The organism is Megasphaera sp. UBA4233 (assembly GCF_002395615.1).
Lineage (GTDB): Bacteria > Bacillota > Negativicutes > Veillonellales > Megasphaeraceae > Megasphaera > Megasphaera hexanoica.
Genome location: NZ_DGXL01000023.1, coordinates 62,815 through 72,076, shown reverse-complemented (window position 1 = coordinate 72,076; position 9,262 = coordinate 62,815). Strand labels below are relative to the sequence as shown.

Annotated in this window: 11 protein-coding genes and 1 other annotated feature; of the genes, 4 read left to right on the top strand and 7 right to left on the bottom strand. The window is 50.8% G+C overall.

Annotation, left to right across the window (positions count from 1 at the left end; all coding sequences use genetic code 11):
- Nucleotides 1–87: 87 nt before the first annotated feature.
- Complete coding sequence (locus B2U90_RS08205) at nt 88–453, bottom strand: hypothetical protein (protein ID WP_292017556.1); 366 nt, start codon at nt 451–453, stop codon at nt 88–90.
- A gap of 50 nt (nt 454–503) precedes the next feature.
- The gene (locus B2U90_RS08200; protein ID WP_162816296.1) at nt 504–1,289 is read right to left on the bottom strand and encodes a LuxR C-terminal-related transcriptional regulator; all 786 of its coding nucleotides are present in this window, start codon (nt 1,287–1,289) and stop codon (nt 504–506) included.
- 344 nt (nt 1,290–1,633) lie between these two features.
- On the opposite strand from B2U90_RS08200, the gene B2U90_RS08195 reads away from it, so the two are divergent.
- The 4 genes from B2U90_RS08195 (at nt 1,634) to B2U90_RS08180 (ending at nt 4,148) form a co-directional block, all read left to right on the top strand.
- Nucleotides 1,634–2,233: a thiamine phosphate synthase gene (locus tag B2U90_RS08195; protein WP_292017555.1), complete on the top strand. Its 600-nt coding sequence runs from the start codon at nt 1,634–1,636 to the stop codon at nt 2,231–2,233.
- 16 nt (nt 2,234–2,249) lie between these two features.
- Nucleotides 2,250–2,771, top strand: a complete 522-nt coding sequence (locus B2U90_RS08190; protein WP_059076511.1) for a cysteine hydrolase family protein — start codon at nt 2,250–2,252, stop codon at nt 2,769–2,771.
- Nucleotides 2,772–2,937: 166 nt separating this feature from the next.
- Entirely contained in the window at nt 2,938–3,315 is a 378-nt protein-coding gene (locus B2U90_RS08185) for a DUF134 domain-containing protein (RefSeq protein WP_113856408.1), read from the top strand.
- Complete coding sequence (locus B2U90_RS08180; protein WP_059076509.1) at nt 3,312–4,148, top strand: Mrp/NBP35 family ATP-binding protein; 837 nt, start codon at nt 3,312–3,314, stop codon at nt 4,146–4,148. Before B2U90_RS08185 ends, B2U90_RS08180 begins: the two co-directional genes overlap by 4 nt.
- A gap of 129 nt (nt 4,149–4,277) precedes the next feature.
- Here B2U90_RS08180 and B2U90_RS08175 read toward each other — a convergent pair whose 3' ends face one another.
- The 5 genes from B2U90_RS08175 to B2U90_RS08155 are packed head-to-tail and all read right to left on the bottom strand — an operon-like array spanning nt 4,278 to nt 8,783.
- The gene (locus B2U90_RS08175; protein ID WP_059076508.1) at nt 4,278–4,991 is read right to left on the bottom strand and encodes an ABC transporter ATP-binding protein; all 714 of its coding nucleotides are present in this window, start codon (nt 4,989–4,991) and stop codon (nt 4,278–4,280) included.
- A complete protein-coding gene (locus tag B2U90_RS08170; RefSeq protein WP_059076507.1) occupies nt 4,991–5,758 on the bottom strand; it encodes an ABC transporter ATP-binding protein in 768 nt (255 codons plus the stop codon). The genes B2U90_RS08175 and B2U90_RS08170 overlap by 1 nt, the downstream gene beginning before the upstream one ends.
- Nucleotides 5,758–6,717, bottom strand: coding sequence for a branched-chain amino acid ABC transporter permease (locus B2U90_RS08165; protein WP_292017554.1), 960 nt, complete (start codon nt 6,715–6,717; stop codon nt 5,758–5,760). The genes B2U90_RS08170 and B2U90_RS08165 overlap by 1 nt, the downstream gene beginning before the upstream one ends.
- Nucleotides 6,717–7,598, bottom strand: a complete 882-nt coding sequence (locus B2U90_RS08160; RefSeq protein WP_113856410.1) for a branched-chain amino acid ABC transporter permease — start codon at nt 7,596–7,598, stop codon at nt 6,717–6,719. Before B2U90_RS08160 ends, B2U90_RS08165 begins: the two co-directional genes overlap by 1 nt.
- Nucleotides 7,599–7,634: 36 nt before the next feature.
- Nucleotides 7,635–8,783: an ABC transporter substrate-binding protein gene (locus tag B2U90_RS08155; RefSeq protein WP_113856411.1), complete on the bottom strand. Its 1,149-nt coding sequence runs from the start codon at nt 8,781–8,783 to the stop codon at nt 7,635–7,637.
- Nucleotides 8,784–8,850: 67 nt separating this feature from the next.
- Nucleotides 8,851–9,048 (bottom strand) — a binding site (T-box leader).
- Nucleotides 9,049–9,262: the final 214 nt, after the last annotated feature.

Here is a 9,262-nt window from a genome sequence, read left to right as displayed (position 1 = left end):
CTTCGAGTGGTGTCTCAGCGAGGGCAAGATGAAGCTGGAAATGGCTGTTCAACGGATGTTAAAAACTTATCTTGCCTAAAAAACAGCTCATTCCAAACTATACTCTTTCGGCCCTTCAGCATAGCTGAACGTCCGTATCTTCTTGATATTGATGTGAAACACCTTGAACAACGGATTAGTCGGCTCCTGATACATCTTTTTCAGCATGGGCAGGATTTGGAAGGCTCTTTCCTTGTATTCCATATTTTCCTCAAAAACCACATCCCCGTTGAAGGACATGACGGGAGAAAACTTGTTTTCAATGCAGAAAGAGGCTTTAGGTGTGCCGGTCAGCTGCTTATAGACAGGCTTTTGTGCTCCTGTGCAAAAATAGAATTCCTTGCACAGGATATTGGACAATCTGTTGGATGTGAAGAACAGACATTTGGTCAAAATAGACTCATCTGTATTCATAAAAAAACTCTGCACGATATCTACCGTGCAGAGGCTGATTCCCTATGTACTTATTCCCGGGCCCGTTCCCACGTCCGTATGGCTTCCATAAGCTGCAGGCGGCTGCTGACGCCCAGCTTGGCAAAAATATTGTGCAGATGTTTTTTTGTTGTACACTGGCTGATGACCAGATGACGGCTGATATCTTCCGTCGAATACTGCTTCATGACCAGGCTGGCAATCTCACTTTCCCGGGGAGTCAGCCCCATAGCTATCAGTTGGCTTTCTTCCTGATCTTTTTCGTGCTGCTGCACCTGGCATTCCTTCCGTTCCCTGCGCAAGCGGATAGCCAGATGATCTTTCAGCCGGTCCAGTATTTCCATTTCGTTATCGGTAAAATCCCGCTGCCGGTCCGTCCGGTAGAGGACGACTTCTCCCAGCAGTTTCCGATCATCGGCCAGGACGATGCCGCTATAAAAGCTGACTTCATTGGGGAGAAGAAATGATTTCCGGACTTCTGTCACCGAGTCTGTCACCTCTTCATCCGGCGTGACCAGATCACTGCTGCGATAGGCCATGGTGCGGCGCAGGCTGATGACGCGGCGGCAAATGCCGTTCGTATTGACCAACCGGCCATAAGCCTTGACAATCTCCGGATTCATGTGGATACAGAAAGGAGACTGCAACACCAGAAGACCGCCCGTTTCCTCATGAAACAGAAAAAAAGCGGCCCGTTCAAACGGTACGATATTCCGCAATGCCTCCAAAAAATACCGCTGCATGTCCCGGATCGTATCCGTACCGTGGATCAGCAGGGATAATTCGTTGATTCCCAGCCATTCTGAATTTGTTAACATACTGCCACCTTCCATCCGCCATCCCCCGTCCTCCAGGGGGTCCGGTGAAAAAGTAATGCGTCTTTACTCATGTTGCCGTCGCATATTGTCGCATATTATATATACTTATTATATAATGATTATGCAAAAAAATAAAGTCTATTCCTTGTATTTCATTTTGGTATGAATGAATGTTTATTCCATAAATGCATTAATTTATCGTAATTCAGCAACGATTTTTTCCTTTTTTTATGCCTTATCGTCATAATATAGCTGAGAATTTATTGATAGTTAAGAGAAATAAATGTATAATGATATATATTGTTAACAGTTGAGATAACGTTAAAAGACAAGGGTGATATATTGTGTTGAAATTGATTGCTGTAACAAACCGTGCGCTATGCAAACAAAATTACTGGGATCATATGGAACAAGTAGCAGCTTCTGATATCGACAGCATTATTTTGCGCGAAAAAAATCTCGACGAAGAAGAATACACAAATTATGCCAAAAAAATGCAGCGGCTCTGTAATCTGCATCAGAAACAGTGTATCCTCAGTTACTTTGGCCGCGTCGGTGTCAAACTCCACATCCCCCGTTTCCAATGTTCGCTGGACTATTTGCAGTCCCACACGGCGATTACCTATTATATGACCAGCCTGGGAGTTTCTGTACACAGCGCGGAAGAAGCCCGTCTGGCCGAAGAACTGGGAGCCCATTACATCATCGCCAGCCACGTGCTGCCCACGCCGTGCAAGCCGGCCCAGCCGCCTATCGGCCTCCAGGAACTGCGCAATATTACCAGTGCCGTACACGTTCCGGTCTATGCTCTGGGCGGTATAACACCGGAAACGCTGCCACAGCTGGCCGGTATCCCCATCGCCGGCGCCTGCGTCATGACCGGACTCATGACCTGTGATGATGTGCCGGCATACGTGCAGAAGCTGCGTCAGGCAATGCAGTAGAAAGGATGTCCTACTCATGAAACAAGCTTATATTATCATCGATATGCAGAATGATTTCATCGACGGGGCCCTGGGTACGAAAGAAGCACCGCTTATCGTACCGCGCATCGAAGCCCTTCTTCAGGCTGCCAAAAAAGACGAAACGCACCAGACGGATTTCATCTTCACCCAGGATACACATGGCGAAGACTATATGGATACGCAGGAAGGACGTAAACTCCCCGTTCCCCATTGCATCCGCGATACCCACGGCTGGCAGATCTGCCGGGACCTTCTGCCGTACACGCTCATGGCACCGGTCCTGGAAAAACCGACTTTCGGCTGCACCCAGCTCGTCGAAGAAGCGGCACCATACGACCGCCTGGTCCTCATGGGGCTCTGCACGGATATCTGCGTCATTTCCAATGCCATGCTCCTAAAAGCCTATTTCCCGGAAAAGGAAATCGCCGTCCGGAGCGACTGCTGTGCCGGGGTCACACCGGAAAGCCACGCCGAAGCCCTGCGCGCCATGAAGCGCTGTCATATCGATATTATCTGATTATGCCAGACCGTCTTTCCGGCGGTCTGCTTTTTGCGTCATCGTATTTCTTTATATCTGTTATAATATATCTATGTTTTGACATATGTCATCATCACCAGTATAATAGGAACAGGGCATGGTACAGCCCATGCCCTGTATCGTCATGGTGAAAGGAGGAGTATTTATGCCGCGTCCCCAACGCTGCCGCCGTGTCTGTTCTCTGCCCCGTCAGGAATCGTTTACTCCCGACGGAAAGCAAAATGATTGTGATACTATCGTAATGACTGTCGATGAATATGAAGTCATCCGCCTCATGGATCTGGTCGGTCTGACACAGGAACAGGCTGCTGTACAGATGGATGTAGGCCGCACGACTGTAACGGGAATCTATGAATCGGCCCGTCATAAAGTAGCTTTGGCACTGGTATACGGCAGACGCCTGCTCATCCAGGGCGGTAAAATCCAGGTTTGTGAACGCGCCAGTTCGTGCTGCAATCCATTCTGCCGGGCTGTCCGCGAAAAACGGGATACGATCCCACAAAAGGAGAATGATACACAATGAGTGAAAACTGTAATCACGACTGTTCCAGCTGCGCCAGCAACTGTGAAAGCCGTACGGAACCACAGAGCCTTCTGGCAAAGCCTCATGAAGGCACCCATGTCAAACACGTCATCGCCGTCGTCAGCGGCAAAGGCGGCGTCGGTAAATCCCTGGTCACGTCGCTCATGGCCGTACAGATGCACCGCCGTGGCTTTAAAACGGCAATCCTCGATGCCGATATTACCGGCCCTTCCATTCCGAAAGTATTCGGCATCACCGACCGTGCTACAGGCAGCGAAGCCGGCATCAATCCTGTCGTCACCAAAGGCGGCATTGAAGTCATGTCCATGAACGTCCTTCTGGAAGATACGGCCTCGCCCGTCGTCTGGAGAGGACCGGTCATTTCCGGAGCAGTCAAACAGTTCTGGACCGACGTGCTCTGGGGCGACATCGACTACATGTTCGTCGATATGCCTCCGGGAACGGGCGATGTTCCCCTTACCGTATTCCAGAGCCTGCCCGTCGATGGCATCCTCGTCGTCACTTCCCCGCAGGAACTGGTTTCCCTCATCGTCGAAAAGGCATTGAAGATGTCTGAACTGATGCACATCCCCGTCCTGGGCCTCATCGAAAACATGAGCTACTTCGAATGCCCGAACTGCCATGAAAAAGTAGAAATCTACGGCCCGAGCCGCGTCGATGAATCGGCTCAGAAGTATGGCATCAGCCATACGGCCAAACTGCCGATCGATCCAGCCTTTGCCGCGCACTGCGATAAGGGCGATATCGAAAGCTACCAGGCCGATTATCTGTCCGATACGGCTGCCTTCCTCGAAGGCGTACTGGGTAAATAAATACGCGTCTGCGATAAGACACGAAAGGCTGCCGTAAAATGAGCTTGTAGGTCATTTTGCGGCAGCCTTTTTGCGCTGGAAGGGAGTATCTGCCCTTCCCGGGCAGTGCCATCAGTGAAACAGCCGATATTATTTTTTGCCGCCCAGATACGCCGCCGTAACCTGAGGATTGGCAGCTACTTCCGATGCCTTTCCCTGCAGAACGATATGCCCTGTTTCCATGACATAAGCGTAATCGGCAATCTGCAGGGCCTTTTTGGCATTCTGTTCGACCAGGAGGATCGTCGTGCCGCTTCCATTGATATCTTTGATGACGTCAAAGATTTCCTGTACGACGATGGGAGCCAGTCCCATAGATGGTTCGTCCAGAAGGAGCAGTTCCGGCCGGGCCATAACGGCACGGCCAATAGCCAGCATCTGCTGTTCACCACCGGACAGCGTTCCGCCGAACTGCTTTTTCCGTTCTTCCAGCCGGGGAAAGCGGTCATAGACTTTTTTCAGGTCTGCGGCAATACCCTCTTTATCACTGCGCTGGTAGGCGCCAAGGTACAGATTTTCTTCGACGCTCATGTTCTGCAGGATCTGCCGGCCTTCCGGCACCAGGGATATGCCTTCGTGGACGACCTGATAGGGTTTCGTCCCGGCAAGGGGTTCCCCTTTGAAACGGATTTCCCCGTCTCTGGGAGATACCAATCCCATGATAGTTTTCATGGTCGTCGATTTTCCGGCGCCATTGGCACCGATAAGGGAAACGATACTGCCTTCCGGTACAGACAGGCTGATGCCTTTGAGGGCCATGATGCTGCCATATCCGGCTACGATGTTTTGTAATTCCAGGAGCATTACTCTTCATCCTCCTTTCCCAGATAGGCTTCGATGACAGCCGGATTATTCTGGATTTCCGTCGGGGTCCCTTCGGCCAATTTTTTGCCAAAATTAATGACCACCAGGCGGTCGCACAAATCCATCATAAGATTCATGTCATGTTCAATGAGCAGGATGCTCACGTGATACGTATCGCGCAGTCCCCGGATGAGTGTCCCCAGTGCCGCCGTTTCGCTGTCATTCATGCCGGCAGCCGGTTCGTCGAGGAGCAGCAGTTTGGGATGAGTAGACATGGCCCGGGCTATTTCCAGTTTGCGCTGCTTGCCATAAGGCAGGCTGGATGCAATCGTATCGGCGTCCTGATCGAGGCCGACAAACTTCAGGAAATCCATGGCCTGCCGCTGTGCTTTCCTTTCTTCCTGTCTCTGGCCTTTCGTATGAAATACACTGGACCAGATACCGGAATGAAGCTGGGTGTGACAACCGACGAGGCAGTTTTCCAGGACCGTCATCTGTGGAAAGAGGCGAATGTTCTGGAACGTCCGGGCAATGCCCAGAGAGGTGATTTCATGAGGTTTCTTTCCTTCAATGGACGTTCCCTGAAAGAGGATATCTCCTTCCGATACCTGATATACGCCGGTAATCAGATTGAACAGGGTCGTCTTGCCGGCACCATTGGGTCCGATAATGCCGTAAATCTGGCCTTCTTCCACGGAAAAGGAAATATCGGAAGACGCCGTGACCCCGCCAAATCGCTTGACGACATGTTGTAATTCCAGGAGCATTACCGGTCACCTTCTTTCGCCGCTTCCTGCACAGCCCGGGGCGTCTGCCGGCGGTGCAGTTTTTTCAGGACATCATAGGACAGGATGCCATCGGGACGGAAAGCCATGAGCGCCACCAGCATGATACCGTAGAGCATATCCCTGTATTCTGCCAGGTCGCGCAGCAGTTCCGGCAGTACGGTCAGGATAACTGCGCCCAGAGGTGAACCCCACATGACATTGCTGCCGCCGAATACACAATACAACAGGGCATCGACGACTTTATGCCAGGAGAAATCGGTCGGGCTGATGAAATTGGCCGTATGGGCAAAGAGAGCCCCGGCAACACCGGCAAAGAACGCGCTGAATAAAAAGGACATCATCTTATAATATACAATAGGGATGCCTGAAAGTTCCGCCGCGTGTTCATCGGCTTTGATAGCGGCAAAGGCCCGGCCGATGCGGGATTGTTCCAGCCGGTGCCAGAACCAGAGGATCGCCACAACGACAATTATCAGAACGAGGCACATGAGGAGCTGGCCGCCGGTCTGGCTATCTATATCGAGGACATCAAGGAAATCGCTGGCCAGGTCACCCAAGGTATTGGCCATAGAAGGGATTCCCGAAAGGCCCAGGGCGCCATTGGTGATTTTCAGATTCAAGGCCAGGACGCGGACGACTTCACCGAATCCCAATGTAGCGATAGCCAGATACATACCGCGCAGTCTTGTCGTCGGGATACCGACGACGAGAGCAACCGCAGTGGCCATAATACCACCGAGAACGATGGCAGCCGGCATAGGAAGTCCGACCTGCATGGTCAGGATGGCTGACGTATAAGCACCGACGCTCATGAATCCGGCATTGCCCAGAGACATCTGGCCTGTACATAATGTCATGTATACAGACAATGACAAAATAATATTAATGCAGGAAAACACGACGACTTGCAGGACATACCCATTCAATATTTCATCCATTATGGTCTGCCTCCTTTGCCGGCTTTGGAAAAGAGCCCTTCAGGCCGGAAGAACAAGATGAGGATGATGATGCCGAAAGCGACGGCATCGCGATAGGACGACGCGCCATAGGCGACACTGAATACTTCGGCAATGCCCAGGATAAATCCGCCCATCATGGCGCCACGGATGTTTCCCAGGCCACCCATGATGAGAACAGCCAGGCCTTTAAAGCCCATAGTCATGCCCATAGTCGGTTCGATGGCATTGAAGGAAAGACCGACCAGGACGCCGGCAGCCGCACCCAGGGACGAAGCCAGCATGACCGTGAAGGTAATGATGCGGCTGGTGTTAATGCCCAGAAGGCCTGCCGTTTCGATATTTTCCGACGTCGCCTTGACGGCCTTGCCGATTTTCGTCTTATCCAACAAGAGCGTCAGCAGCACCATCAGAACGATAGCCGTCCCGAAACCGACAATCTGGATCATGGAAACCTTGAAGAGGCCGACATCCATGAGTGCCCCTTCAAACTGAGGCGGAAAAGACTGGGTCTGGGGCCCCCAGATCTTGAGGGCCAGACTTTCCAGGAAAATCGATACGCCGATCGTACTGATAAGCGGTGCCAAGTGCGTTACCTTGCGGCGGCGCAAGGGGCGCAGTGCCAGGTATTCCAGCAGAAATCCCAAGACCGCACCGCCCAGCATGGCACCGATGAGAGCCACGAATATATTGGCTCCGGCGGCCGTTACCAGCATCAGGCCGATAAAGGCGCCGAACATGAAGATTTCGCCATGGGCCATATTGATGATATTCAACACCCCGAAAACCAGCGTATAGCCAATGGCAATGACAGCATAGGCGCTGCCAAGATTCAACCCATTAATAAGCTGCTGAAAAAACACGATATATACCCCTCTATCTGCAAAAACAAAGAACGATTACTGTAACGGTGTCCATTTCCCGTCTTTGATGACCAGTACGTCAAGATCCATAGACGGATCACGGTGATCATCAAAAGAAAATACTCCAGTTGCACCTTCAAAGTTCGTAATCTGGGCCAGAGCATCACGGAACTTCTTGCGGTTCGTCGTCGTACCCGATTTTTCGACGGCTTCGTGGATAATGTACATGGCATCATAAGCCTGGGCAGCAAACTGATCCGGTTCATGTCCGTATTTAGCAACGAAGGCTTTACGGAAATTCTGAGCTTTTTCACTCTGCCGTTCCGGGTTCCACGGCGTAGCTACCATCGTACCATCGGCAGCGGCACCAGCCTGTTTGATATATTCCGGACTGTTGAATCCGTTGTTGCCGATAATCGGCTGGTTCATCCCCATTTCACGGGCTTTCTTAGCAATGAGAGCGCCTTCCTGATAGAGGCCTGCCACGGCGATGACATCAGGATTGGCGGCCTGGATTTTTGTCAGCTGTGCCGAGAAATCCGTATCTTTATCGGCAAAGGTTTCCGTATCGACGACTTCGATACCGTCATCGGCAAAGACCTGCTGATAAATCTTGCTTTCACCAACCATCTGGTCGTTATTGTTGGAATATAACAGAGCCACTTTCTTGAAGCCCAATTTCTGCTGTGCTTTCTTTACCGTCTGGGGAATAGCCAGTTTGCCCGGGATGGCGTTGCGGAAAATATAATCGCCAATGTTGGTGACATCCGGTCCGGTCCCACCGGTAGTAAAGCAGACGACCTTGTCCTGTTGGGCAATCGGGCCGGATGCCATAATTTCACCGGTCGTCATAGGTCCTTCGATAGCCAGGACCTTGTCCTGTTCGATTGCTTTCTTCGTCGCATTGATGGCTTCTGTCTTATCCAGCTTAGTATCGTAGGTCTTAAGGTCTATCTTTACTTTCGTATTAGGATCTTTATTGATTTCTTCTACAGCCAGATCCACCCCTTCTTTCATGGCCTGTCCATAAGCAGCACCCGGACCGGTATAGGCCGTGATAAATCCGATTTTGGCTGATTTACCGTTACTGTCCCCGTCTTTGCTGCCCCCACAGCCGGCGATGGATACGGCCGTCATGACAGCCAGTCCTGCAACAACGATTTGTTTTAACAATGTGTGTTTCATGATTACTCCACTCTCCTCTTCTTATTCCCATATAAAAACACCCCCTGTTTCCACCGGTTCCGGCCGAAACAGGGGCGTCTGTACGCGGTACCACCCTGCATTATACTTTGGTGTATCGATAACGGGATATCCGCTTTCCCTTACTTAATTCAGGAAAAGTACTCACGAGTGATATATTCGCCTGACGGCTTTATCCGTTCACACCAGCCACGGACTCTCTGAAAAAGTAGACGCCACACTTTTTGCTCTCGCTCATCGTATATATGGGTTGTTGTATTGGTCTGCATGTCTGTTTGACTTGCATGGCAACATTATAAGGCGTTTTCTCTCCCTGTCAAGGATTATTATTCTGATTGTTTATCATATTTTCTATTTTCTATTCTCATAGGTTATGGTTAATCGTTTTACGCTGTTTGTATGTTTATTCACCTAAAAAGCCGGAAATCCTCCCTACAGAAACGACGACCCCATGAAGCCAT

Excerpts from the sequence above, each read along its gene's own strand:
- B2U90_RS08205 (WP_292017556.1), bottom strand. The coding sequence starts at position 453 with ATGAATACAGATGAGTCTATTTTGACCAAATGTCTGTTCTTCACATCC.
- B2U90_RS08200 (WP_162816296.1), bottom strand. The coding sequence starts at position 1,289 with ATGTTAACAAATTCAGAATGGCTGGGAATCAACGAATTATCCCTGCTG.
- B2U90_RS08190 (WP_059076511.1), top strand. The coding sequence starts at position 2,250 with ATGAAACAAGCTTATATTATCATCGATATGCAGAATGATTTCATCGAC.
- B2U90_RS08185 (WP_113856408.1), top strand. The coding sequence starts at position 2,938 with ATGCCGCGTCCCCAACGCTGCCGCCGTGTCTGTTCTCTGCCCCGTCAG.
- B2U90_RS08180 (WP_059076509.1), top strand. The coding sequence starts at position 3,312 with ATGAGTGAAAACTGTAATCACGACTGTTCCAGCTGCGCCAGCAACTGT.
- B2U90_RS08175 (WP_059076508.1), bottom strand. The coding sequence starts at position 4,991 with ATGCTCCTGGAATTACAAAACATCGTAGCCGGATATGGCAGCATCATG.
- B2U90_RS08170 (WP_059076507.1), bottom strand. The coding sequence starts at position 5,758 with ATGCTCCTGGAATTACAACATGTCGTCAAGCGATTTGGCGGGGTCACG.
- B2U90_RS08165 (WP_292017554.1), bottom strand. The coding sequence starts at position 6,717 with ATGGATGAAATATTGAATGGGTATGTCCTGCAAGTCGTCGTGTTTTCC.
- B2U90_RS08155 (WP_113856411.1), bottom strand. The coding sequence starts at position 8,783 with ATGAAACACACATTGTTAAAACAAATCGTTGTTGCAGGACTGGCTGTC.